At 74.3% G+C, this 23,745-nt stretch carries 17 protein-coding genes and 1 other annotated feature; of the genes, 11 read left to right on the top strand and 6 right to left on the bottom strand.

What is annotated here, in order from left to right; all coding sequences use genetic code 11:
- The first annotated feature begins 8 nt into the window (after positions 1-8).
- On the top strand, positions 9-3,038 hold the full coding sequence (locus tag LPC08_RS02370; RefSeq protein ID WP_230451131.1) for a CHAT domain-containing protein: 3,030 nt from the start codon (positions 9-11) through the stop codon (positions 3,036-3,038).
- Between the two features lie 400 nt (positions 3,039-3,438).
- Here the strand turns inward: LPC08_RS02370 and LPC08_RS02365 are convergent, their stop codons facing one another.
- Positions 3,439-4,200, bottom strand: coding sequence for a hypothetical protein (locus tag LPC08_RS02365; protein ID WP_230451130.1), 762 nt, complete (start codon positions 4,198-4,200; stop codon positions 3,439-3,441).
- Positions 4,201-4,322: 122 nt separating this feature from the next.
- On the opposite strand from LPC08_RS02365, the gene LPC08_RS02360 reads away from it, so the two are divergent.
- Positions 4,323-5,557, top strand: a protein-coding gene (locus tag LPC08_RS02360; RefSeq protein ID WP_230449651.1) for an IS3 family transposase whose coding sequence is annotated in 2 segments (ribosomal slippage) — positions 4,323-4,617 and positions 4,617-5,557 — 1,236 coding nt in all. Because the reading frame shifts where the segments join, the coding sequence is not laid out codon by codon here.
- Positions 4,610-4,726 (top strand) — a sequence feature (AL1L pseudoknot). Its footprint overlaps the gene before it by 117 nt.
- A 47-nt stretch (positions 5,558-5,604) precedes the next feature.
- Here the strand turns inward: LPC08_RS02360 and LPC08_RS02355 are convergent.
- Both LPC08_RS02355 and LPC08_RS02350 read right to left on the bottom strand, forming a co-directional pair.
- Positions 5,605-7,050: a mannose-1-phosphate guanylyltransferase/mannose-6-phosphate isomerase gene (locus tag LPC08_RS02355; RefSeq protein WP_230451129.1), complete on the bottom strand. Its 1,446-nt coding sequence runs from the start codon at positions 7,048-7,050 to the stop codon at positions 5,605-5,607.
- A gap of 87 nt (positions 7,051-7,137) precedes the next feature.
- Positions 7,138-8,454, bottom strand: coding sequence for a glycosyltransferase (locus tag LPC08_RS02350; RefSeq protein ID WP_230451128.1), 1,317 nt, complete (start codon positions 8,452-8,454; stop codon positions 7,138-7,140).
- A 373-nt stretch (positions 8,455-8,827) separates the two neighbouring features.
- Here LPC08_RS02350 and LPC08_RS02345 point away from each other — a divergent pair, with 373 nt between their 5' ends.
- A complete protein-coding gene (locus tag LPC08_RS02345) occupies positions 8,828-11,047 on the top strand; it encodes a serine/threonine-protein kinase (protein WP_230451127.1) in 2,220 nt (739 codons plus the stop codon).
- Between the two features lie 158 nt (positions 11,048-11,205).
- On the opposite strand, the gene LPC08_RS02340 is transcribed toward LPC08_RS02345, so the two are convergent.
- The 3 genes from LPC08_RS02340 to gnd form a co-directional block, all read right to left on the bottom strand.
- Entirely contained in the window at positions 11,206-11,430 is a 225-nt protein-coding gene (locus tag LPC08_RS02340) for a hypothetical protein (protein ID WP_230451126.1), read from the bottom strand.
- A gap of 495 nt (positions 11,431-11,925) precedes the next feature.
- A complete protein-coding gene (locus tag LPC08_RS02335) occupies positions 11,926-12,435 on the bottom strand; it encodes a gluconokinase (protein WP_230451125.1) in 510 nt (169 codons plus the stop codon).
- Between the two features lie 8 nt (positions 12,436-12,443).
- Positions 12,444-13,472, bottom strand: coding sequence for a phosphogluconate dehydrogenase (NAD(+)-dependent, decarboxylating) (gnd, locus tag LPC08_RS02330; RefSeq protein WP_230451124.1), 1,029 nt, complete (start codon positions 13,470-13,472; stop codon positions 12,444-12,446).
- Between the two features lie 343 nt (positions 13,473-13,815).
- Between gnd and LPC08_RS02325 the strand changes: the two genes are divergently transcribed.
- The 8 genes from LPC08_RS02325 (at position 13,816) to ltnD (ending at position 23,685) form a co-directional block, all read left to right on the top strand.
- The gene (locus LPC08_RS02325) at positions 13,816-15,342 is read left to right on the top strand and encodes a circularly permuted type 2 ATP-grasp protein (protein WP_230451123.1); all 1,527 of its coding nucleotides are present in this window, start codon (positions 13,816-13,818) and stop codon (positions 15,340-15,342) included.
- Positions 15,342-16,274: an alpha-E domain-containing protein gene (locus tag LPC08_RS02320; RefSeq protein WP_230451122.1), complete on the top strand. Its 933-nt coding sequence runs from the start codon at positions 15,342-15,344 to the stop codon at positions 16,272-16,274. The genes LPC08_RS02325 and LPC08_RS02320 overlap by 1 nt, the downstream gene beginning before the upstream one ends.
- Before the next feature lie 656 nt (positions 16,275-16,930).
- A complete protein-coding gene (locus LPC08_RS02315; protein WP_230451121.1) occupies positions 16,931-17,458 on the top strand; it encodes a transglycosylase SLT domain-containing protein in 528 nt (175 codons plus the stop codon).
- Between the two features lie 127 nt (positions 17,459-17,585).
- The gene (locus tag LPC08_RS02310) at positions 17,586-18,701 is read left to right on the top strand and encodes a ligase-associated DNA damage response exonuclease (protein ID WP_230451120.1); all 1,116 of its coding nucleotides are present in this window, start codon (positions 17,586-17,588) and stop codon (positions 18,699-18,701) included.
- Positions 18,702-18,960: 259 nt separating this feature from the next.
- Positions 18,961-20,583 (top strand): cisplatin damage response ATP-dependent DNA ligase, encoded by a 1,623-nt coding sequence (locus LPC08_RS02305; protein WP_230451119.1) that lies wholly within the window; start codon positions 18,961-18,963, stop codon positions 20,581-20,583.
- Between the two features lie 120 nt (positions 20,584-20,703).
- A complete protein-coding gene (locus LPC08_RS02300) occupies positions 20,704-21,678 on the top strand; it encodes a ketopantoate reductase family protein (protein ID WP_230451118.1) in 975 nt (324 codons plus the stop codon).
- Positions 21,675-22,544, top strand: coding sequence for an aldose 1-epimerase family protein (locus tag LPC08_RS02295; protein WP_230451117.1), 870 nt, complete (start codon positions 21,675-21,677; stop codon positions 22,542-22,544). Before LPC08_RS02300 ends, LPC08_RS02295 begins: the two co-directional genes overlap by 4 nt.
- 241 nt (positions 22,545-22,785) lie before the next feature.
- Positions 22,786-23,685: an L-threonate dehydrogenase gene (gene ltnD / locus LPC08_RS02290; RefSeq protein WP_230451116.1), complete on the top strand. Its 900-nt coding sequence runs from the start codon at positions 22,786-22,788 to the stop codon at positions 23,683-23,685.
- Positions 23,686-23,745 lie beyond the last annotated feature (60 nt).

Here is a 23,745-nt window from a genome sequence, read left to right as displayed (position 1 = left end):
CCAGGGCCATGCCGCGACTGACCGCCTCCCTCCTCCTCGCCCCGCTGCTGGCGCTCGGCGCCTGCAACGCCCCGCCGCCCGGGGCCTATGTCGCCCCGGGCGAGGCCACCTCCGCCCGGCGGGCGGAGGGCGAGCCGGCCGGGCAGGATGCCCGCGGCGGCGCCTGCCTCGCCCAGCCTGCCGCCGCCCCTCCCGCCGACCTGCCGGTGCTGCGCGCCCGCGAGGCCTTCTGCGGCGGCTGGACCCAGCCCGCCGCCCGGGTGGTGGAGCTCCAGGGCGGCAGCGACGCCGCCTCCCTCGACGCGCTGGCGCGCGGGGGGCTCTGGCGCACCCAGCTCGACCAGCGCGTGACCTGTGGCGCGCCGGAGGCGACCACCCTCTCCGGCGGCGCCCCCGCCCGGCTGCTGAGCTGCACCCGGCGGGTCGGCGGCTGGCCGCACGTCGCCCTGGTCACCGCCGGCCCGCGCGGCCCGGTGGTGGCGGACGGGCTGGTCACCGCCCTGCCGGTGATGGAGCGGCTGGCGCTCGGCCAGGGCACGGGCGGCGGCGTCTCCGCCGGCCGTTCCGCCTCGGCGGCGCTGGCGGTGCGCCAGCTCAGCGCCAGCGCCTTCAGCGCCGACGATGTCGGCCGCTACGAGCAGCTGATGGAGCTGGGCACCCAGCTCAACCAGGCGGAGAACTACGCCTCGGCCGAGGAGGCCTACCGCTCCGCCCTGGCGGTGCAGGAGCGGGCGCTGGGCCGGGACAACCCCAACACCGTCCAGGCGCTGATGAGCCTGGCGCTGAACCTGTCCAACCAGCAGCGCCTGCGCGACGCGGAGCAGCTCTTCGCCCGGGCGGACAGCCTCGCGCCCCGCGCCGCCGACACCGTGGCCCCGGCCCGGCTGCTGCACTACCGCGGCCTGCACGCGCTGAACGCCGGGGAGCCGGCCGAGGCCGAGGCGCTGCTGCGCCGGGCGGAGACGGCCTACGCCGCCCAGGTGCCGGACAGCCTCGAGGGCTCGGCGCCGCTGGGCGACGTGACCATCGCCGGCACCCCCTCCGCGCGCGCCGCGCTGATCGGGCTGGCCGAGGCACGGCGCGCCCGCGCCATCGCCGTCGCCCGCGCCGGCCGGCCCGAGGAGGCGCCCGCCCTCGCGGCGGAGAGCCAGCGGTTGCTGCAACGGGCGCGGCTCGACAGCTCCGGCATGCTGCAGGGACGCGGCCTGCGCACCCTGGGCAGCATGGACAGCCGCCTGGGCCGCGACGAGCGCGCCACCTCGCAGCTGGAGGCGGCGGCGCGCCGCTTCAACGCTGCCGCCCCCGGCGAGCGGCCCGAGGCGGTGACGCTGTTCCTCGCCGGCTCCCGGCTGCTGAACGAGGGGCGGCGCGATTCCGCGCTGCTCGCCTTCCGCAACGGCGCCACCGTGCTGCGGGCGCGCCAGATCGCCCTGCCGGCGGAGACGGTGCTGCCCTATCTCGATGCCCTGGCGGCGGAGGCGGCGGCGAAGCCGGCCGAGGCAGCCGCGCTGCGGCGGGAGATGTTCGTCGCCGCGCAGCTCGCCCAGCGCGGCGCCACGGTGCGCTTCGTGCAGCAGGCCAGCGCACGCCTCGCCGCCGCCGGCGGCAACGAGGCCGTGGGGACCGCGGTGCGGCGGCTCCAGGACGCCGACCAGGCGCTGCGCGAGCTCTACGCCCAGCGTGACACGCTGCCGCCGCCCGGCCCGGGCGCGCGCAACCCCACCGCCGCGATCGACGAGCGGATCGCCGAGGCGCAGCGCCTGCGCGCCGAGGCGGAGAGCGAGGTCGCCGCCGCCGCCCCCGGCTACCGCCAGTTGCTGCTGACGGTAACGGAGGCGGCCGACGCCGCGGCGGCGCTGAGCCCCGGCGAGGTGCTGGTGACCATGCTGCTGGGGCGCGACCACGGCCACGTCCTCGCGCTGCGCTCCGGCGAGGTCACGACGGCGCGGACGACGCTGAACGAGGGCGAGGCGCAGCGGCTGGCCCAGGCGCTGCGCCAGGGGGCCGCCGGCCCCGACGGCGCCGCCCCTGGCCGCTTCGACGGCGCCCCGGCGCATGCGCTCTACCAAGCGCTGCTGGCCCCGCTGGCCCCCGCGATGGAGGGGGCGCAGACGCTGATCGTCGTGCCGGACGGGCCGCTGCTGGCGATCCCCTTCGGCATGCTGCTGACCGGGCCGCTCGACCCGTCGCAACCCCTGGCCGCGGCCCCCTGGCTGGTCCGACGCTTCGCCGTGGCGCACTCGCCCTCGCCGCAGACCCTGGTCACCCTCCGCCGGGCGGGCAGCGGCTCCGCCGCGCCGCTGCCCTATCTCGGCTTCGGTGACTTCGTGCCGCCCACCGCGGCGCAGCTCGTCCGCACCTTCCCCTCCGACCGCTGCGCCAACGACGCGCGGCTGGCGCAGGGGCTTGGGCGGCTGCCCGGGACACGGGTGGAGGTGCAGCTGGCGCAGGAGACTCTGGGCGCGCGGCCCGGCTCCGTCACGCTGGGGGCGGCCTTCACCGCGCAGGCGCTGCGCCGCGCCGATCTGGGGCAGACGCGCATCCTGCACCTCGCCACCCATGCGCTGCTGCCGGGGGAGCTGTCCTGCCTCCAGGAGCCGTCGATCGTCGTCTCGCCGCCGCCCGGCGCGGCGGATGCATCGAAGGCCTTCGTGCCCGCCAGCAAGATGCTGGCGCTGAAGATGGATGCGGACCTCGTCATCCTCTCCGCCTGCAACACCGGCGGGCCAGGCGGGGCAGGCGGCGGCGAGGCGCTGTCTGGGCTGGCGCGCGCCTTCTTCTACGCAGGAGCCCGCGGGCTGCTGGCGACGCACTGGTCCGTGGACGACGCAGCCTCGGCGCTGACCGTGGCCGACCTGCTGCGCCGGCAGAAGGAGGGCGATTCCACGGCGGCGGCGCTGCGCGGCGCACAATTGCTGATCCTCGACGAGGCGGGGAAACGCCTGCCCGAAAGCTTTGGCCACCCCTTCTACTGGGCGCCCTTCGCACTGATCGGCGACGGGCGGCAGGGCGCGCCCGGATGGACGGCGCGGCTGTAGCGGAAGCGGGGTGACGCGCGGGCGTGGCACCGGTCCCCCGGGGGCAAGGCTCTGCCTCGCCCCCGTACCCCCACTCCGCCAGGACCCTGCGGGCCCTGGACCCGATCAGTGCTGCCGCGGGACGCCTGATACGGGGTCACAGCGCCGAGGAGCATGGCTCCTCGGCGGGTACGGTGGCCGCACTCACTGACGCGCTCTGAGCCTTTTTCGGAGTCCCGCCTGTCTGCGTTCCGTCAGGGTTCAGCCCGCAGGCTGACGCTCACCGGAAGCACCAGCCTCCCAGCGGGGTCCGGGGCCGGCTTGTGGCCCCGGCAGGGGAGGGTCCGTGGAGAGGACGGCCTCTCCTCCCGGTCCCACGCCGGAACACCGCAGCGCAACGGACCACACCCCGCCGTCCGGATCAGTCCTTCGGAGAGATGCTCAGCACGCCGAAGATGCCGAGGCCGCCGAGCTGGTCGCGGCCGCCGCCGATCTTGATGTTCCAGACCTTCCCGCCATCCAGCGGCTTCTGGATGTTCACGCCGCCGCCGCCGAACAGCCAGGCCGGCTTGTCGGGGTAGGCATCCTTGTCGATGAAGATCAGAAGGCTGACATCGGTGTCGCTGACGAAACGGAAGCGCTTGCCCAGGCCCAGCGCGCCGCTGCCCAGCCCGATGGCGGAGAGCATGCGGGTGTCGAGCCCGGTGCCGGCGACGGTCGAGCCGTCCACGCCGTCCGGCACCGCCATCCCGGAGGCATCCCATTTGCCGATGCTGGCGGGCTCGCCGGTGACCATGTTGCGCGTGCCCCGCACCAGCAGATCCTTCCAGAAGGCGCTCTTGGCCTGCTCGCCCACGAAGTCGCGGATCTTGTCCCAGGGCAGGCCGCCATTGGCCTGGATGTTCCGGGCGAAGTTCTGGGATGGGTTGGCCTGGCCCGGCCCGGCCATGTCGCGGGCGAAGCCGCTCAATGCCGGCAGGATCGACCAGTCGAAGCCGTTGGGCAGCAGCGAGCCCAGCCGCGCCCCCTTCCCGTCCGAGGGTTGCAGCCACCAGCCGTTGATCGGGACCAGCAGCGTCGGGTCGAGGTGCAGGGAGAAGTCGCCCAGCAGATTCGCCGGCGGCCGGTAGCCGAAGCCACCCGGCTCCACCCCCGGGCCGCGTCCCGATCCCCATCCGGACATGCTCTCGCCTCCACCATATGAAACGATACCGAAACTAATACTCCTGCCCCGAAAGGCAAAGGAAAGAAGCCGTGAACCGCGCCGGGTTTGGCGGAGGCTCCAACCGTTGAGAGGATGGAGCGATGACGGCGAAGAAGACGGCGGCGAGCTACTCGCCTGAGGTTCGGGAGCGGTCGGTGCGGCTGGTGCTGGACGGCGCCGGGGAGCATGGCTCGCAATGGGCGGCGATCGGCTCGATCGCGGCGAAGATCGGCTGCACGGCGGAGACGCTGCGTCGCTGGGTCCGGCAGGCCGAGCGTGACCGCGGCAAGCGTGCCGGGCCCACGAGCGAGGATCGGGATCGCATCAAGGCGCTGGAGCGGGAGAACCGCGAGCTGCGCCAGGCGAACGAGATCCTGCGCAAGGCATCAGCGTATTTTGCCCTGGCGGAGCTCGACCGCCGGTCGAAGCCATGATCGCCTTCATCGACGATCATCGGGGCGTGTACGGGGTCGAGTCGATCTGCCGGGTTCTGCCGATCGCCCCGTCCACCTACCACGCCCATGCCGCGCGCCGCGCCGATCCCACTCTGGGCTCGGCCAGGTCGCAGCGGGACAGCATGCTGCGGGCGGAGGTGCGGCGGGTCCACGCCGAGAACTTCGGCGTCTACGGCGTGCGGAAGGTCTGGCGCCAGCTCGGCCGCGAGGGGACGTCGGTCGCCCGCTGCACGGTGGCGCGGCTGATGCGCCAGATGGGCCTGCGCGGCGTGGTGCGTGGCAAGGAGACCAGGACGACGGTGCCCGACAAGGGCGCGCCATGCCCGGCCGACCGGGTAAACCGGCAGTTCCTGGCGCCGCGGCCGAACCTGCTCTGGGTGTCGGACTTCACCTACGTCGCGACCTGGCAGGGCTTCGTCTACGTCGCCTTCGTCATCGACACCTTCGCGCGGCGGATCGTCGGCTGGCGGGTGTCGCGCACCTCCCATGCTGGCTTCGTCCTGGATGCCCTGGAGCAGGCGCTGCATGACCGGCGGCCTGTCCAGGGCATGGGGCTGATCCATCACAGCGATCGCGGGGTCCAATACGTGTCTATCCGCTACACCGAGCGCCTGGCGGAAGCGGGCATCGAGCCGTCGGTCGGCAGCGTCGGCGACAGCTACGACAACGCGCTGGCCGAGAGCGTCATCGGCCTGTTCAAGACCGAGGTCATTCGGCGCCGCGGCCCGTGGCGCAGCCTGGAGGGCGTCGAGTTCGCCACCCTCGAATGGGTGGACTGGTTCAACAACCGCCGCCTCCTCGAGCCGATCGGAAACATCCCGCCCGCCGAGGCGGAGGCGCGCTACTATGCCGCCCAGGAGGCCATAGCCCTGGCGGCCTGACTCACGCCAAACAGCCTCCGCCAAACCCGGCGCGGTTCACCGCGATCTCAGACGCGGCCGTAGGTATCCTCGATGCGGACGATGTCGTCCTCGCCGAGGTAGGAGCCGGACTGGACCTCGATGAGGGTGAGGGGGATCATGCCGGGGTTTTCCATGCGATGGACGCAGCCCAGCGGGAGGTAGATGCTCTCGTTCTCGCGCAGGAGCACGCGCTCGCCGTCGCGCTCGACGATGGCGGTGCCGTTGACCACCACCCAGTGCTCGGCGCGGTGGTGGTGCTTCTGCAGGGAGAGCTTGGCGCCGGGGCGGACGGAGATCTTCTTCACCTGGAAGCGGCTGCCCAGGATCAGCCCCTCGTAGTGGCCCCAGGGGCGGTAGACGCGGCGGTGCTCGGTGGCCTGCGGCACGCCGCGGGCCTTGAGCCGCTCCACCAGCTTCTTGACGTCCTGCGCCCGCGCCCGCGGCATCGCCAGCACCGCGTCCTCGGTCACCACCACCACCGCGTCGGTCAGCCCGATCACCCCGGTCAGGATGCCCTCCGAGCGCACGAAGCAGCCCTGGGCGTCCAGCAGCTCCACCGGACCCGTCGTCGCGTTGCCCGCCGCGTCCTTGGGCGAGACCGCCCACAGCGAGTCCCACGAGCCCACGTCCGACCATTCCAGCGACAGCGGCACCACCGCCGCATGCGGCGTCTTCTCCATCACCGCATAGTCGATCGAGACCGACGGCGCCGCCCGGAACGCCTCCGCCCCCAGCCGCACGAAGTCCAGGTCGCGCACCGCCTGCCCCATCGCCGCCCGCACCGCCGCCAGCAGCTCCGGCTCCAGCCGCTCCAGCTCCGCCAGCCAGGTCGCCGCGCTGGCCACGAACATGCCCGAGTTCCACAGGTAGCGCCCGCTCTCCAGGAAGCCGCGCGCCGTCGCCGCGTCGGGCTTCTCCACGAAGCGCGCCACCCGCTGCACCCCCGCCACCCCCTCCAGCGGCGCCCCCGCCTCGATGTAGCCATAGCCCGTCTCCGGCGCCGTCGGCCGCATCCCGAAGGCCACGATTGCCCCCGCCCGCGCCGCCTGCGCCGCACGCTCCACCGCCGCGTGCAGCGCCGCGAGGTCCTCCATCACGTGGTCGGCCGCCATCACCCACAGCACCGCATGCGGGTCCTCCTCCGCCGCCAGCAGCGCCGCCGCCGCAATCGCCGGCGCCGAGTTGCGCCCCTCCGGCTCCAGCAGGATCCGCGCCCCCGACACCCCCGCCTCGCGCAACTGCTCCGCCACCAGGAAGCGGTGCGGCTCCGACGCCACCACGATCGGCGCCGCAAACCCGGGCCCCGCGCCCCGCGCCGCCGTCGCCTGCAGCATCGTCGCCTCGCCCCCCAGCGGCCAGAACTGCTTCGGATACCCCTCCCGCGACAGCGGCCACAGCCGCGTCCCCGTCCCCCCGCTCAAAATCACAGGCACAAGCTTCGGCTCGGCGGGGGTCGGCGCGGGATGGCTCATGGTCGGCAATTCCTCACGGGCGGGGTTCGTCGGCCCGGGCATGGGCCCGGCGCGGGAAGGAAGGGGCAGGAAAACAGGGGGTGGCGGTCAGGAGGCGGCCACGACGCCCAGCGGCCGATCGTCGGAACGGGCCGCCGGGGCGGCCTCCAGGGACCGGCGGTAGAACTCCACCAGGTCACGGTAGCAGGCGGCCGCCGAGAAGCGCCCGGCGGCGATGGCCAGGGCACGCGCGGCATAGTCCCGGCGCAGGGCCGGATCGTCGAGGAAGGCCAGGACGGCGCGGGCGAAGTCCTCGGGCGCATCGGCCACCACCAGCCCGCCCCGCACCTCGTCCTCGACACCCTGGACGGTCACCGTGGTGCCGACGACCGGCTTGCCGTGGCCCATCGCCTCGATCAGCTTGATCTTCAGGCCGGAGCCGATGTGCAGCGGCGAGATCACCACCGGCGCCTCGCGGTAGAGCGGGTCGAGGTCGTCCACCAGGCCGAGGAAGCGCACCCGCGGCGCCCCTTCCGGGAAGGCCTGGGCGATGGTGCCGGCGACGGCCAGCTCCGCCTCCGGCCGGGCCGCCAGGATCAGCGGCCAGACGGAGTCGAGGAACCACCGCATCCCCAGCACGTTCGGCGCGGCGGCGCTGCCCACGAACAGCAGGCGCTGTCCCTCGCCCGGCTGCGGCGCCGCCACGGTGCGCACCGCCATCGGGGCAAGGATCACCTGCCGGTCGGGCGGCAGCGCGGCGCGGATCGTCTCCGCCTCCGTCGCCTGGATCGCGACGACGGCGTCGGCCTGCGCCAGCAGCGCGATCTCCTGCGCGAAGGTCAGGTCCGACAGCGCCTCCCGCGTGCCGGCCGCGGCGAACTGGCTTTCGCGGCTGGAGAAGAGGTCGTGCATGACGATGGCGCTGGGCGCGTGGCCATCGCCGCAATGGGCCGCGCCCTCGGCCAGGAAGACGTAATCCGCCAGCACCCCGTCGCAGCGGCCCTGCGACTGCGCGGCGACATAGGAGAAGTCCTCCGCCTGCCAGGGCACGCCGATGGCGTAGGGGGCGGGCTTCACCGGCGGGCCGAGGCGCAGGCCGGCCTTGGCCGCCAGGCGCTGCAGCACGGTCAGCCCGGCGCGCCAGGCGATGCGCGGGTCGCGGGCGACGATGCGCCGCCCCACCCGGAACGAGCCACGGATGCTGACGGAGCGGAAGATGTCCATCTCCGGCTTCAGGGTCAGGACGGGCATGCGGCCGAACACCGCCGGCGAGGGGCAGAGGTAGTGCACGTCGAACCCCGCCTCGGTCAGCGCCTCGACGATGCTGAGGAGATAGGTCGAGCTGCCGTTGGTGCGCCCGACCACGCGCTGGCGGGACAGCAGGCAGATCGACGGGCGGCGCCTGTCCGCTGCGGCGGCGCTCATCCCGCCGCCCCGCCCCGGGCGACCGCCCCCGGATGGGAGGGCCAGTCCTGTCCCTGGATCGTCATTGGTATCGCCAGCCTGCGCATCCCGAATTCTTGCTGCATCGCAGCAATGCCTCTTTGCCGCTTTCGCCGGACGGCGCAAGCCCTTTCCGCCTTACCCGCCAGGGTAGCATGGCCCGGGCCGGGCGACGCCCCCGGCGGGCGCGGCATATCATTGCTGTTGGGTACCGACATCATGCTCCCGCCGTCTGCCCACTTGGCTCTCGCGGGAATTTTCGGAAAGCATTTCATGGTGATGACACCCTGGCCGCGCGGCGAAGGGTGCCGATCGGCTCTGGACGGCAACGGCCGGGCGACGCACCCTGCGGCGCATGGAGAACGCCGTCCCCAGCGAGATCGCCGCCAAGTACGAGATTCGCGGCACGCTGGGGGCCGGGGCCATGGGCACCGTGCTGGATGCCTTCGACCGGCTGATCGAACGACGGGTCGCCATCAAGCTGGTGCGCCTGCCCCCGGGCGGCGACACGGAGGGCGACGAGTCCCGCGCCCGCTTCCGGCGCGAGGCCCAGGCGGCGGGGCGCCTGTCCCATCCGGCCATCGTCGCCGTCTACGACTACGGCGAGAATGCCGACACCGCCTGGATCGTGATGGAACTGGTCGAGGGCGGCTCGCTGAAGGACCGGATCGACCGCAAGGAGCGGCTGCCGCTGCCCGAGGTCGTGCGGATCATGGAGCAGGCGCTGGGCGCCCTGGCCTATTCGCATGGGCGCGGCGTGGTGCATCGCGACATCAAGCCCGCCAACATCATGCTGTCCGGCGACGGGGCGGTGAAGATCGCCGATTTCGGCATCGCGCGGCTCGAGAACTCCTCGATGACGCAGGTCGGCACGGTGATGGGGACGCCCAGCTACATGTCGCCCGAGCAGTTGCGCGGCGAGCCGGCGGACCTGCGTACCGACATCTGGGCGGCGGGCGTCGTCCTGTACCAGCTGCTGACCGGGGAGAAGCCGTTTCCGGGCGGCCTCTCCTCGGTGATGCACCGGGCGCTGAACACCGAGCCGGACCCGCCCTCGATCCATTCCGTGACGCTGCCCCGCGCCCTCGACGCGGTGGTCGCGAAGGCCCTCGCGAAGCGCCCGTCCGACCGCTACGCCAGCGCGCTGGAGATGGCCCAGGCCATCCGCGTCGCGGCGGAGACGCCCGATGCCCCGGCCGGCCCCTTCGCCGGGGCGGGGCCGCTGCCCGGGCTGGACGACGCGACGATGGTGGCGACCGTGCCGCCCCGGCCCGGCGGCGCCCCGCCCCCCGGCCCGGCGCCCGCGCCGCCCGCGTCGCCTTCCGGGACGAAGCCGGCCTCCGGCGGGCGCGGCGCGCTGCTGGCAGGCGTGGCGGCGGCGGTGCTGCTGGCCGGCGGCGGCGCGGCCTGGTGGTTCACGCGCGGCGGCGATGATGTGCCGCCATCGGTGCCGTCCCTGCCCGCGCCGACACCCGCCCCCGCTCCGGTGCCGCAGCCGGCGCCCACGCCTGCTCCAGCGCCCAGCCCTGCGCCGACGCCCGCGCCAACGCCGACCCCCGCCCCGTCTCCGACCCCCACGCCGACGCCGACCCCCGCGCCGATGCCGGCACCAGCGCCCGCTCCCGCCCCGGCCCCGATACCCCTGCCCGTTCCGACCCCTGCCCCGGCGCCGCGCCCCACACCGGCACCCGCACCCACACCGGCACCCGCACCCACGCCGGCTCCTGCCCCTGCGCCCACTCCCGCGCCAACGCCGACGCCCACCCCGGCGCCGCGCCCCGCACCGGTCCCCGCTCCCACGCCGGCCCCTGCCCCCGTCCCGTCACCCGTCCCAACGCCCGCGCCGGTGCCCACTCCCGCGCCGACGCCGGCACCCGCCCCGACCCCCATGCCGCCCCCCGCCGCGCCACGCGCCACCCGCGCCGACTTCGCCACCGCCGCGCAGGCGGCGATCGCCGCGACGCCCTGCGCCCTGCTCTCCTTCACCGCGGAAGATTCCGGCGCCACCATCGCCGGCGTGCTGGCACGAGGCGGCGAGACGGCGCTGCGCGAGTCCCTGGCCCGTAGCGGCGTGCCGGTGGACGCCATCCGGCTGCGGCTGCAAGGCTTCCAGGGCCCCTACTGCCCCGTGCTCGACGCGTTGCGCCCCGTGCTGGCGGCACCCGACGCGCGGCCCTTCGTCAGCCTGGTCGGCCAGCCGCCGCTGGCGCGGGGAGAGCTGCTGCGGCTCGACATCGCCATGCCGGAGACGCCCTCGCAGCTCCAGCTCAGCTACCTCACCAGCAGCGGCGACGTCGCGCAGCTCGTTCCCGGCGAGGCGCAGCCGGCCGGGGCACGCATCCGCAAGGGCGAACCGAGCCAGGGCTTCCCGGGCTGGGAGGTGGACGAACCCTTCGGCAGCGACCTGCTGCTGGTGCTGACCTCCGACCGCCCGCTCTTTCCCCAGGCGCGGCCGCAGGTCGAGCCGCTCGCCGACTGGCTGCCCGCGCTGGATTCGGCGCTGCGCCGGATTCGGCAGGAGGGCGGGCGGGTCGCGATCCGCCCGGTGGTGGTGGAGACGGTGGCGCGGCGCTGAGCCGCGAGGACCGACCCGAGGCGCCAGGCACCGGCATCCGTCCCGGCCCGCCCCCTCCGGCGGCGCGCATCGCGGTCACGCGGCGCAGCACCGCCGCACCCCGGCAGGCCGCGGCCCCCTCGGGCCCGGCAGCCTGGGCGGCGCTCATCGCGGCCGGGTCAGAGGGCGTCGAGCAGCAACGCCAGTTCCGTCAGCAGGAGAGAGGTGGACAGGCCAAGGACGCCGGCCAGGAGGATCTCGCGCAACACGCGCCGGGCCGGGCGGCGGTGGGGGGAGGACAGGCAGGCCGGGAGGGGCAGGCTCATCATGCCCATAAGCAAACATGAACAAATCAAGAACACAAGACTCATCGCAAGGCCGTCAGGGTGCATGGTCTCGATCATGGCCGCAGCATGGGAGCCGCCAGGTGAAGGAAGCGTCTACGGCGCCGGCCGGACAGGCCGCCCCCGTCCGGAACGCTCGCCCCTCTCATACGGACGGCAGGATGCATTGATCCGTGCCAGCGGGGTGCCGGTTCCCCGGGGGCAAGGCGCTGCCTCGCCCCCGTACCCCCACTCCGCCAGGACCCTGCGGGCCCTGGACCCAAAGGGCGCTGCCGCGGGACAGCCTGACACGGGGTCGAGGCGCCGAGGAGCCATGCTCCTCGGCGGGTACGGTGTCCGTTCTCGCTGACGCGCTCTGAACCTTTTTCGGAGTCCCGCCTGTCCGAGCTCCGTCAGGGTGCAGCCCGCAGGCTGACGCCTACCGGAAGCACCAGACTCCCAGCGGGGACCGGGGCCCGCTTGTGGCCCCGGCAGGGGAGGGTCTGGGAGGGGACGGCGTCCCCTCCCGGTCCGACGCCCGAGCACGCAGAACAGCGGGTCATTCCACCGGCCGGATCAGGTCCCGGCCGACCGGCGCGACAGTTCGGCCACCGCGATCTCCACCAGTGCCTCCGGCGCCAGCGAGACGTCGAGCGGGATCACCCCCTCCTCCGGGTCGGGGATCTCCAGCGTGGCGAACTGGCTCGCGATCAGGGAGGCCGGCATGAAATGCCCCTTCCGCGCTGCCTGCCGCGCGGCGATCAGGGCCTGCGGGCCGGTCAGGTGCAGGAACGCGACGCCCGGGCAGGCGGCGCGCAGGCGGTCGCGATAGGCCCGCTTCAGCGCCGAGCAGGTCGCCACCCCACCCGATTCGCTGGCAAGCCAAGCCCCGATCGCCGCCAGCCAGGGGGCGCGGTCGTCGTCGTTCAGCGGCTGGCCGGCCGCCTGCTTGGCGATGTTGGCGGGCGGGTGGAAGTCGTCCGCATCGCCGAAGGGCAGGCCCAGCCGGTCGGCGAGCCCCTTGCCCACCGTGCTCTTGCCGGCGCCGGAGACGCCCATCACCACCACGCGCAGCCGGGGAGGCATGCCGCCGCTCACCGGCTGGCGGGGGGCTGCGGTGCGGCCGGATGCCCGCCCGACGCGCTGGGGGGCACGGTCCCGGCCGTCGCCGGGGGCTCGACGTGACCGCCGAAGGCGTGGCGCATCGCCGAGAGCGCCCGGTCGGCGAAGGAGGCCTCCTGGCGCGAGCGGAAGCGGGCATAGAGGGCGGCGGTCAGCACGGGGGCCGGGGTGCCCGTCTCCACCGCCTCCTGCACGGTCCAGCGGCCCTCGCCGGAATCGCCGACGCGGCCGGCATAGGCCGCCAGCGCCGGGTCGCCCGCCAGCGCCTGCGCCGTCAGGTCGAGCAGCCAGGAGGCGACGACGGAGCCGCGGCGCCAGGCCTCGGCCACGTCCGGCAGCGGGATGTCCAGGCCGTGCGTCTCGTTGGCCGCGCGCAGCAGGTCGAAGCCTTCGGCGAAGGCCTGCATCATGCCGTACTCGATGCCGTTGTGGATCATCTTGGCGTAGTGCCCGGCGCCGTTCGGCCCGGCATGGACGTAGCCGCGCGGCGGACGGGGGTCGCCCGTGCGCCCCGGCGTCGGGGCGGCGCTTCCCTCGCCCGGGGCGAGCGCGGCGAAGACGGGGTCGAGGCGCTGCACCGTGCCGGCCGGGCCGCCGATCATCAGACAATAGCCGCGCTCCAGCCCCCAGACCCCGCCCGAGGTGCCGATGTCGAGGTAGTCCACGCCCTTCTCCGCCACCTCGGCGGCGCGACGGCGGGAATCCTTCCAGTTGGAGTTGCCGCCCTCGATGATGCAGTCGCCGGCCGAGAGCAGCCCGGCCAGCTCGGCCACCGCCCCCTCCGTCGCCGCGCCCGCCGGCAGCATCACCCAGACCGTGCGCGGCGCCTCCAGCTGCGCCACCAGCCCGGCCAGCCCGTCCGCGCCGCGCGCGCCCTCCCCCGCCAGGGCGGCGACGGCGGCCGCGTCGCGGTCCCACACCACCGCCTCGTGCCCCGCGCGCAGCAGGCGGCGGGCCAGGTTCGCCCCCATCCGCCCCAGCCCGACCATCCCGATACGCATCCCGAAGCTCTCCTGCCCGGACCTCGGCCAGTCCGGGGACCGGGGCCGGGGACCGGGGACCCGTCGGCCGCCGGCGACGGGCCGGCGGCTGGACGGGTCCCGCGCGCGGGACGCTTGGCACGGCCGCCCCGGCCCCCGCAAGGCAGGCCCGGCCGCCCGGCCCTCCCGGGGCGGGCGGTCCCGTGGCCGGGCGGGGCGTCCGCGCGTGGCGGGACACCGCCGGCCGGGGCCGCGGGCCCCGCCTTCCCATGGTCGCCGACCGTATCAAAGGCCAGCCTGGGTATCTTCCCCGGCACGAGGCTTGCTGTACCTTCGATCCATGGTCGCAAGAGCCTTTGACGAGATGAACGACGACGGAGAGGTCCGCGCGCCCTACGCGGCCTTCGCCCGTTACCTCGACGCCCATGGCAGCGAGGGACTTGAGGTCAAGCGGCGGGAGGCGGAGGCGCTGTTCCGGCGCATCGGCGTCACCTTCGCCGTCTACACGGAAGGGGGGGACCCGGAGCGGCTGATCCCCTTCGACGTGGTCCCCCGCATCCTGTCGAAGGCGGAGTGGGACAGCCTCGCCACCGGCCTGGAGCAGCGGGTGCGGGCGCTGAACGCCTTCCTGCAGGACGTCTACAACGAGGGGCGCATCCTGAAGGAGGGGATCATCCCCGCGGCCCTGGTCCTGGAGAACGAGGGCTACCGCAAGGAGATGGTGGGCTTCACCCCGCCGGGCGGGGTCTGGACGCCGATCTCGGGCATCGACCTGGTCCGCACCGGGCCGGACGCCTTCCACGTGCTGGAGGACAACTGCCGCACCCCGTCGGGCGTGTCCTACATGCTGGAGAACCGGGAGGCGATGCTGCGCCTCCTGCCCAACCTCTGCGCCGCCCACCGCATCGCGCCGGTCAGCCAGTACCCGCAGGAACTGCTGGAGACGCTGAAGTCCCTGGCGCCGCCCACCTGCTCCGACGGCGGGCCCACCGTGGTCGTCCTCACGCCCGGCCCCTACAACAGCGCCTACTACGAGCACTCCTTCCTCGCCGACGAGATGGGGGTGGAGCTGGTGGAGGGCGCGGACCTGCTGGTGCGCGACGACACGGTGTACATGCGCACCACCGCCGGCCCGAAGAAGGTCGACGTCATCTACCGCCGCATCGACGACGAGTTCCTCGACCCCGAGGCCTTCCGCCCGGACAGCGCGCTGGGCGTCCCCGGGCTGATGCGCGCCTACCGCGCCGGCCGGGTGGCGCTGGCCAACGCGCCGGGCGCCGGCGTGGCCGACGACAAGGCCGTCTACCCCTACGTCCCCGCCATGGTGCGCTTCTACCTGGGCGAGGAACCGATCCTGCAGAACGTGCTGACCTACATGTGCTCGCGCGACGAGGACCGGGACTACGTGCTGTCGAACCTCGACAAGCTGGTGGTCAAGCTGGCGCGCGGCTCCGGCGGCTACGGCATGCTGGTCGGGCCGCACGCCACCCAGCCGGAGCGCGACAAGTTCGCGACCCTGATCCGGGAGAATCCGGACGACTACATCGCCCAGCCGACGCTGGCGCTCTCCACCGTGCCGACGCTGGCGGACGGCAAGCTCGCGCCGCGCCACGTGGATCTGCGCCCCTTCGTCCTGTTCGGGCGGGAGGTGCGGATCGTCCCCGGCGGGCTGACCCGCGTGGCCCTGCGCGACGGCAGCCTGGTGGTCAACTCCTCCCAGGGCGGCGGCACCAAGGACACCTGGGTGCTGCAGGAGGGGCCGAGGCAGTCCATGGGACCGGACGGCATGACGCAGAGCATGGGCGGGATGACCCAGGCGATGAAGCCCATGGCCCCGATGGCCCCGCCGCCACCCGGCGGGCCGGCCCCGGGTGGGGAGGCTTCCGCCTGATGCTCGCCCGCACCGCCGACAGCCTGTTCTGGCTGGGCCGCTACTCCGAGCGCGCGGGGAACATCGCCCGCGGCCTGCATGCCAGCGTCCGCATGTCCTCCATCAGCCCCGGCGAGGGGGAGACGGCCGAATGGGCGGCGCTGCTGCTCGCCTCCGGCACCGACCCCGACTTTCGCGCCCGCCAGCCGGAGGCCTCCGGCCGCGCGGTGGTGGAGTGGCTGACGCTGGACCACGAGAACCCCTCCTCCATCGCCTCCTGCCTCGAGGCGGCGCGGCGCAACGCCCGTGCCGTGCGCACCGCCCTGACGGTGGACATGTGGGAGGCGGTGAACGACACCTGGATCGAGCTGCGCCGGATGGGCGGCGAGGCTGTGCAGGACGACCGGCTGCCGGGCTTCCTGGACTGGGTGAAGGCGCGCAGCCTGGCCTTCAACGGCGCCGCGGCGGACACCATGCTGCGCGATGATTCCTGGCGCTTCACCCATCTCGGCACGATGCTGGAGCGGGCGGACAACACCGCCCGGCTGCTCGATGCCCGCCATGCCTCCTTCTCCGCCCCCGAGATCGAGGGGCAGGTGCAGTGGCAGGCGGTGCTGCGCTCCGTCGCCTCGCTCCGCGCCTACCAGTACCTCTACCGCAGCCGGCTGGAGCCGGGGCGGGTGGCGGAGCTGCTGCTGCTGCGCCGGGAGATGCCGCGCTCGCTGCGCTTCTGCTACGGCCGGGTCGACCGGACGCTGGCGGAGATCGCCGCGGCCGATGCCAACCTGTGCGGCGACTGCCGGGAGCTGTCGCAGGCCCTGCTGGCCCGCTGCGACGACAACGTCCGGGTCGAGGAGGTCATGCGGCGCGGGCTGCACGAGTTCCTGACCTCGGTGGTGAACGACAACATCCGCCTGGGCGCCGAAATCGGCCGCTGCTTCCTGATCGGCTAGGCGGCCCCCAGGGAGGCGCCGCCCGCGAGGGGCCGCGCCGCGGGTCCCGCCGCGGCCACGGCGCTGTCCCCGGCAGGAAATTCCGCATCCATAACAAAACAGGAAACCTGCCCGCTCCCGGGGCGGCATCGGGACGGGCGGCTTGCACCGGGGCCCGGCTCCGCCTGCCGGGCCGGCCACTGGCCCCGGCCAGACCGCCAAGGTCGCTGGCAGGCTGGAATCACGGCTTTTTCCGCACACCCAGCCGCCGCCACCCGCCGTCGGCCGTCGGCCGGTCGCGACAAGGTGAGGTCCTGCCGGAGCGAACTTTTCCCCGCGCGGACGTTCTTCCTGCAAACCGAGGCTGGGTCGTTCCTACGGCCTTTTCGGTCTTTTAGGAATACGTTCTTGTTTCCACAGGCCACCATGGGCTGCTAGGCCCATGGGCCATGACGCCCGCGAGCAGCCTGTCGGTGCCCCCGCACCGGCGACGAGACGCGGCGTTCCCGTGCGAGACGCCGAGGAGCGCCCTCCATTCCAGACCCGCCACAGGGCGGGGCCGCCTCAGATCGACAACCCGCCCGCTGGAAAAGCGGGCCGTCACCGGCTGCGTCCTCGGCGCCGCCACCCTCGCCGCCGGCCTGCTGGCCTCCCAGGGCGCCCGGGCGCAGGACGCGATGGCCAGCCCCCGCGCCGCCTGCCTGGACGCCGCGCGGCAGGCCGAGATCAACCACGGCCTGCCCCGCGGCATCATGGTCGGCATCGCCCTGGCCGAGTCCGGCCTGCATGCCTATGCCCTCAGCATCGGTGGCCGGGCCCACTTCCCGTCCAACATCGACGACGCCCGGCGCCTCTACCGCAACGCGGGCGGCCGCTCCGTGATGGCCGGCTGCATGCAGATCAACGCCCGCGCCCATGCCCGCAACAGCGACTGGCCGCTCGACCCGGTGCGGGCCGCCGACTGGGCGGCGAACCACCTGCGGGTGATGTACGACCGCACGGGCGACTGGGGTGACGCCATCCGCCGCTGGAACGGCGGCTCCCCGCGCGTGGCCAACCGGCTGGTCTGCAAGGTCCAGGCGAAGATCCAGGCGGAGAACCCCGGGACCCGTGTCCTGGCCGACGAGCGCTGCGGCGCCTCCTACGCCCGCGACCGCCGCAACGGCGAGGCCCTGCTGGAGATCGCCGAGGCGTCCGAGCGCTGAGCCGGGTGGGCGGCGGCGGCCGCCCACGGGTTCCCCAAGGGTCGTCGCCGGCCCTGCGGCCACGGTGGCCTCCCCAGGGTTGCCCCCATGGTTGCCCCCCGGGCGCACGCCCCCATCTCCGATGGGCATGGCTCCCCACCCCCAGGACTGGATCCGCGTCACCCCCCTCGGCCTCTGGTGCGAGCCGGGGGATTTCTACGTGGACCCGGCCCGCCCCGTTGCCCGGGCCGTCATCAGCCACGGCCATGCGGACCACGCCCGACCGGGGCATGACAGCGTCCTCGCCACCCCCGCCACCCTCGCCATCATGGCCGCCCGCATGGGCGATCGGGCCGGGCGGGAGCGCCTGGCGCTGGAATACGGCCGCTCCCTGACCCATCGCGGCGTGCGGATCACCCTGGTCCCCGCCGGCCACGTCCTCGGCTCCGCCCAGGTCGTGCTGGAGTGGCAGGGCAGCCGCATCGTCGTCTCCGGCGACTACAAGCGCGCCCCCGACCCCACCTGCGCCCCCTTCGAGCCGGTGGCCTGCGACGTCTTCGTCACCGAGGCCACCTTCGCCCTGCCGGTCTTCCGCCACCCGCCGGCCGCGCACGAGATCGCCCGCCTCCTCGCCAGCCAGCGCCTCTTCCCGGAGCGCGCCCACATCGTCGGTGCCTATGCCCTGGGCAAGACGCAGCGGGTGATCGCCCTGCTCCGCCAGGCCGGCTACGACCGCCCCATCCACCTGCACGGCGCGCTGCGCACCCTTTGCGACCTGTACGAGCGCCTGGGCACCCCCCTCGGCCCGCTGGAGCCCGTCCCCACCGGCCTGAAGCGCGGTCACCCGCCCATCCTAGCCGGCGAGATCGTCCTCGCCCCGCCTTCGGCCGAGGCCACCCCCTGGGCCCGCCGCCTCGCCGACCCCGTCACCTGCGCCGCCTCCGGCTGGATGACCGTGCGTCAGCGCGCGAAGCTGCGCGGCGTCGAGCTGCCCCTGGTCATCAGCGACCACGCCGACTGGGACGAGCTGCTGGCCACCTGCGTCGAGGTCCAGGCCCCGGAAGTCTGGGTCACCCACGGCCGCGACGACGCCCTGGTCCACGCCCTCGCCAGCCGCGGCATCCGCGGCCGCGCCCTCCACCTCGTCGGTCGCGACGAGGACGACGACACCCCCGAGCCCCCCGGCGTCGGCGGCCATGCCAGCACGCCCGGCGAGGACGCCGCACCGGTCGGCAGCGGCTTCGCCGAGGCGGTGGCGGCATGACGGCGGACGTGGGCGCCCGTGACTCGCAGGGAGGGCTCCGCCCCCCTGCACCCCCCGCCAGGAGCAGAGCCCCTGGACCCCTATTCGTAAAAGAGCGGCGCTGCCGGAGAGGAGGTCTCCTCGACGCGGCTACGCCGTCGAGGAGACCTCCTCTCCGGCAGCGCAATTATGAAAGGGGGTCCAGGGGCTCTGCTCCTGGCGGGATGGGTGTGGGAAGGGCAGCGCCCTTCCCACGGGCCACGCGCGCCCACGCCCGCCCATGAGCCTCCCTGCCTTCGCCGACCTGCTGGAACGGCTGGTCTTCACGCCCGGGCGGCTGGCGAAGCTGGCGCTGCTGCGGCGCTGGTTCGCCGAGCAGCCGGACCCCGACCGGGGGGTGGGGCTGGCGGCGCTGACGGGGGAGCTGGTCTTCACCGCGGCCAAGCCGATGGTGATCCGGGACCTGGTGGCGCAGCGGGTGGACCCGGTGCTGCTGGCGCTGTCGCACGATTATGTGGGGGATTTCGCCGAGACGGTGGCGCTGATCTGGCCGGAGAGGCCGGGACGGAACGCGCCGCCGCCCTCGTTGAGCGAGGTGGTGGAGGGGCTGGAGCTGGCCTCGCGCGCCGAGGTGCCGGGGCTGGTGGAAGGGTGGCTCGACAGCCTGGATGCGGGCGGGCGGCTGGCGCTGATCAAGCTGGTGACGGGCGGGCTGCGCGTGGGCGTCAGCGCCCGGCTGGCCAAGACGGCGCTGGCGGAATGGGCCGGGCAGCCGGTGGAGGAGATCGAGGAGGTCTGGCATGGCGTCGCCCCGCCCTACCTGCCGCTGTTCCGCTGGCTGGAGGGGCGCGGCGAGCGGCCGGACCCCAAGGACGCGCCGGTGTTCCGGCCGCTGATGCTGGCCCATCCGCTGGAGGCGGCCGACCGGCCGGCGGTGGAGGCGGAGCCGGAGCGCTGGCGGGCGGAGTGGAAGTGGGACGGCATCCGCGTGCAGCTCTCCGCCACACCCGCCGGGCGGCGGCTGTGGTCGCGCACCGGCGAGGACGTGTCCAACGCCTTCCCCGAGATCGTGGAGGCGATGGAGTTCCGCGGCGTGCTGGATGGCGAGCTGCTGGTGGTGCGCGACGGGGCGGTGGCGCCCTTCTCGGACTTGCAGCAGCGGCTGAACCGCAAGGTCATCACCCCGAAGCTGCAGGCCGACTTCCCGGTCGGCGTGCGGCTCTACGACCTGCTCCTGGACGGCGAGGAGGATCTGCGCCCCCTGCCCTTCGATGCGCGGCGGGAGCGGCTGGAGGCGTGGTTCGCGCGGGTGGGGCCGGCGCGGATGGACCTGTCGCCGCAGATCGCCTTCTCCTCCGTCCATCACCTGGAACGACTGCGCGAGGGGGCACGCGCCGCCTCGATCGAGGGGCTGATGCTCAAGCGCGCCGACAGCCCCTATGTCGCCGGGCGGGTGAAGGGGCTGTGGTGGAAGTGGAAGCGCGCCCCGCTCTCCGTCGATGCCGTGCTGATGTACGCCCAGCGCGGGCACGGGAAGCGCTCCTCCTATTATTCCGACTACACCTTCGGCCTGTGGCGCACCGATGCCGACGGGGTGCGGGAGCTGGTGCCGGTAGGCAAGGCCTATTCCGGCTATACCGACCAGGAGCTGGTCTGGCTCGACCGCTGGGTGCGGGAGCACACCACCGGCCGCTTCGGCCCGGTGCGGGAGGTGGAGAAGGCCCTCGTGCTGGAGGTGATCTTCGACGCCGCCCAGCTCTCCAACCGCCACCGCTCCGGCGTCGCCATGCGCTTCCCCCGCATCGCCCGGCTGCGCCGCGACAAGCCGGCGGCGGAGGCGGACGTGCTGGAGACGCTGATGGCCATGGTCGAGGGGCGCGAGGAGGAGATGGCGGCCGGATGAAGGGCTCCGGGACCGGCGGCGTGCCGCGGCGCCCGGGCATGGGTACGGGCATGGGCCGGCCCCCTTGCCCGGGCGGCCTGGCCGGATAGGGTCTCCCCCCGATCGGGAGGGACCATCGGGATGCGCATTCTCGTCCTCGGCGCCGGGGCGCTGGGCGGCTATTTCGGCGCGCGGCTCACCCAGGCGGGCGGCGACGTCACCTTCCTCCTCCGCCCCGCCCGCGCGGCGCAGGTCGCCCGCGACGGGCTGGCGGTGGAGAGCCCGCTCGGCGATGCGCGCCTCACCGTGCCGGTGGTGACGGAGGCGGGGCCGGGCTTCGACCTCGTGCTACTGACCTGCAAGGCCTACGACCTCGACGCCGCCATCGAGGCCATCCGCCCGGCCGTGGCGGCGGGGGCCGCGGTGCTGCCGGTGCTGAACGGGCTGTCGCATCTCGACCGGCTGCGCGGCGCCTTCGGGGCGGAGGCGGTGCTGGGCGGCCTCGCCAAGATCCAGGCGGTGCTGGCGCCGGACGGCACCATCCGCCACCTCGCGCCCTGGTCGAGCCTGACCTACGGCGAGCCGGACGGCCGCCCCTCCGCCCGGACGGAGGCGCTGCACGCCCTCGCCACCCGCGCCCCCGGCCTGACGGCGGAGCTGGCGCCCGACATCCTGGCGCGGATGTGGGAGAAGCTGGTGCATCTGGGCACCGTGGCGGCGGGCACGGTGCTGTTCCGCGCCAGCATCGGCGAGATCGCCCGCGCGCCCGGCGGCACGGCGCTGATGCAACGGCTGCTCCGGCGCAACATCGCCATCGCGGCGGCCGAGGGCTTCCCGGTTCGCGAGGGCTTCCTGGCCGAGTACGATGCGCTGATGGCCGACACCACCAGCGCCTACACCGCCTCGATGCTCCGCGACCTGGAGGCGGGCGGCCGCACCGAGGCGGAGCACGTCCTGGGCTTCCTGCTCGACGCCGCGCGCCGCGCCGGGATTGCCGACGAGCTGCACGAGGCGGCGCTGGTGCATGCGCGCGCCTACGAGCAGCGGCGGGAGGTGGGGCGGCTGCCCCAGGGGAGCCAATCTGGGGGGAGCCAAGCCGGGGGGCGCCAGGCGTGACCGAGAGCCACACCCTCACGGACGGCACCCTGACCGCGACGGTCGCGGCCCAGGGGGCGGAGCTGCACTCCCTGCGCGACGCGGCGGGCGCGGAATGGCTGTGGCAGGCCGGGCCGGAATGGCCGCGCCATGCGCCGATCCTCTTTCCGGTGGTCGGGCGGCTCTCCGGCGACGTGCTGCGGCACGAGGGGGTGGACTACCCCATGGGGCAGCACGGCTTCGCCCGCGACCGGCGCTTCGAATGGCTCTCGCGCGGGCCATCCGCCTGCGCCCTGCGGCTGACGGACGACACCGCGACGCGCGCCGTCTACCCCTTCGCCTTCCTGCTGGACGTCGCCTATGCCATCGAGGGCGGGGCGCTGTCCTGCACCGTCACCGTGCGCAACCCGGCCGAGACGCCGCTCCTCTTCTCGGTCGGCGGGCATCCGGGCTTCGCCTGGCCGCTGCCGGGGGGCGGGGAGAAGACGGCGCATTCGCTGACCTTCGGCACGCCGGAACCCGGCCCCGCCCAGGGCGTGCGCGAGGGGCTCCTGCACGGGACGCATCCGCTGCCGGGGGACGGGAAGACCCTGCGGCTGGACGAGTCCCTCTTCGCCACGGACGCCATCGTGCTGCTCGGCGCCCGCTCGCGGTCGATCCGCTACGCCGCCGATTCCGGCCCGACGCTGGAGATGCGCTGGGACGACTACCGCGACCTCGGCCTCTGGTCGAAGCCGGGCGGGGCGCCGTTCCTCTGCCTGGAGCCCTGGCGCGGCCATGCCAGCCCCTTCGGCTGGCAGGGGGAGTTCGCCGACAAGCCGGGCGTCGTCACCCTCCCGCCCGGCGAGGCGCTGCGCCTGCGCTGGTCCGTGCGGCTGTTCCCCTGATGCCGCCCATCTCGACCCTGTCGCGGATCGCGCTGATCCTGGTGGTGATCGCCCTGCTGCTGCGGATGGCGATGCAGTACATGGGCTGAGGCTCCGGACCATGATCCCCGCTCACGGTGGCGGGGACCATGGTCTGGCCCTCTGTTCTGTCGCGCGATTCATGCCTCCGGTGATTCCACCTGCGGCGATCGCGCTCTGGGGGCCGGCGACCCGGCACGGGCGTCGGGGGGGAGGAAGGCGGATGCGCGTCGGGGTGATCGGTCTGGGCAGCATGGGCATGGGCGCCGCCCTGTCCTGCCTGCGGGCGGGGCTGGAGACGGTGGGGTGCGACCCGCGCCCGGAGGCACGCGACGCCTTCGCCGCGGCCGGCGGCGCGGTGGCCGACAGCGGCGGCGCCCTGCCGGAAGGGCTCACTGCCCTGGTCGTGCTGGTGGTGAACGCCGCCCAGACGGAGGCGGCGCTGTTCGGGCCGGAGGGCGCCGCGCCGCGCCTCGCCCCCGGGGCGGTGGTCGTCTCCTCCGCCACCATGTCGCCGGACGAGGCCCGGCGGCTGGCGGGCATGGCGGAGGCGGCGGGGCTGCTCTGGCTGGACGCGCCCGTCTCCGGCGGCGCGGCGAAGGCGGCGGAAGGGGCGATGACCGTCATGGCCTCTGGCAGCGCGGCCGCCTTCGACGCGGCGGCGCCGGTGCTGGAGGCGGTGGCCGCCAAGGTCTGGCGGCTGGGCGAGGCGCCCGGCCTGGGCGCCACGGTGAAGGTGGTGCACCAGCTCCTCGCCGGGGTGCACATCGCCGTGGCCGCCGAGGCCATGGCGCTGGGCATCAAGGCCGGGGCCGACCCGCGCACGCTCTACGAGGTGGTGACCAGCGCCGCGGGCAATTCCTGGATGTTCGAGAACCGCATGGCCCGCGTGCTGGAGGGCGACGACGCCCCGCGTTCGGCCGTCGACATCTTCGTGAAGGACCTGAACCTGGTCGTGGACATGGCGCGCGGCCTGCGCTTCCCGGCCTTCCTGGCGAGCGAGGCGCTGCAGCTCTTCACCGCCGCCTCCGCCATGGGCGAGGGGCGGGCCGATGACGGCTTCGTCATCCGGGTCTGGGAGAGGCTGGCGGGGATCGAGCTGCCGGGGCGGAAGGAAGGGTAGCGCCCGACCCTTTTTGTTGCGATATCGTTCTTTCGCCGTGGCCCCCATCCCGGGGTTCCC

This window comes from Roseomonas sp. OT10 (assembly GCF_020991085.1).
GTDB lineage: Bacteria > Pseudomonadota > Alphaproteobacteria > Acetobacterales > Acetobacteraceae > Roseomonas > Roseomonas cutis.
Note: the sequence above shows the minus strand (reverse complement) of the source record. Positions and strands in the feature narration are given on the sequence as shown.

Bases quoted from the DNA above. Each gene is read 5' to 3' on its own strand.
- LPC08_RS02370 (WP_230451131.1), top strand. From the start codon at position 9: ATGCCGCGACTGACCGCCTCCCTCCTCCTCGCCCCGCTGCTGGCGCTC.
- LPC08_RS02365 (WP_230451130.1), bottom strand. From the start codon at position 4,200: ATGTCCGGATGGGGATCGGGACGCGGCCCGGGGGTGGAGCCGGGTGGC.
- LPC08_RS02355 (WP_230451129.1), bottom strand. From the start codon at position 7,050: ATGAGCCATCCCGCGCCGACCCCCGCCGAGCCGAAGCTTGTGCCTGTG.
- LPC08_RS02350 (WP_230451128.1), bottom strand. From the start codon at position 8,454: ATGAGCGCCGCCGCAGCGGACAGGCGCCGCCCGTCGATCTGCCTGCTG.
- LPC08_RS02345 (WP_230451127.1), top strand. From the start codon at position 8,828: ATGGAGAACGCCGTCCCCAGCGAGATCGCCGCCAAGTACGAGATTCGC.
- LPC08_RS02340 (WP_230451126.1), bottom strand. From the start codon at position 11,430: ATGATCGAGACCATGCACCCTGACGGCCTTGCGATGAGTCTTGTGTTC.
- LPC08_RS02335 (WP_230451125.1), bottom strand. From the start codon at position 12,435: ATGCCTCCCCGGCTGCGCGTGGTGGTGATGGGCGTCTCCGGCGCCGGC.
- gnd (WP_230451124.1), bottom strand. From the start codon at position 13,472: ATGCGTATCGGGATGGTCGGGCTGGGGCGGATGGGGGCGAACCTGGCC.
- LPC08_RS02325 (WP_230451123.1), top strand. From the start codon at position 13,816: ATGAACGACGACGGAGAGGTCCGCGCGCCCTACGCGGCCTTCGCCCGT.
- LPC08_RS02320 (WP_230451122.1), top strand. From the start codon at position 15,342: ATGCTCGCCCGCACCGCCGACAGCCTGTTCTGGCTGGGCCGCTACTCC.
- LPC08_RS02315 (WP_230451121.1), top strand. From the start codon at position 16,931: ATGGCCAGCCCCCGCGCCGCCTGCCTGGACGCCGCGCGGCAGGCCGAG.
- LPC08_RS02310 (WP_230451120.1), top strand. From the start codon at position 17,586: ATGGCTCCCCACCCCCAGGACTGGATCCGCGTCACCCCCCTCGGCCTC.
- LPC08_RS02305 (WP_230451119.1), top strand. From the start codon at position 18,961: ATGAGCCTCCCTGCCTTCGCCGACCTGCTGGAACGGCTGGTCTTCACG.
- LPC08_RS02300 (WP_230451118.1), top strand. From the start codon at position 20,704: ATGCGCATTCTCGTCCTCGGCGCCGGGGCGCTGGGCGGCTATTTCGGC.
- ltnD (WP_230451116.1), top strand. From the start codon at position 22,786: ATGCGCGTCGGGGTGATCGGTCTGGGCAGCATGGGCATGGGCGCCGCC.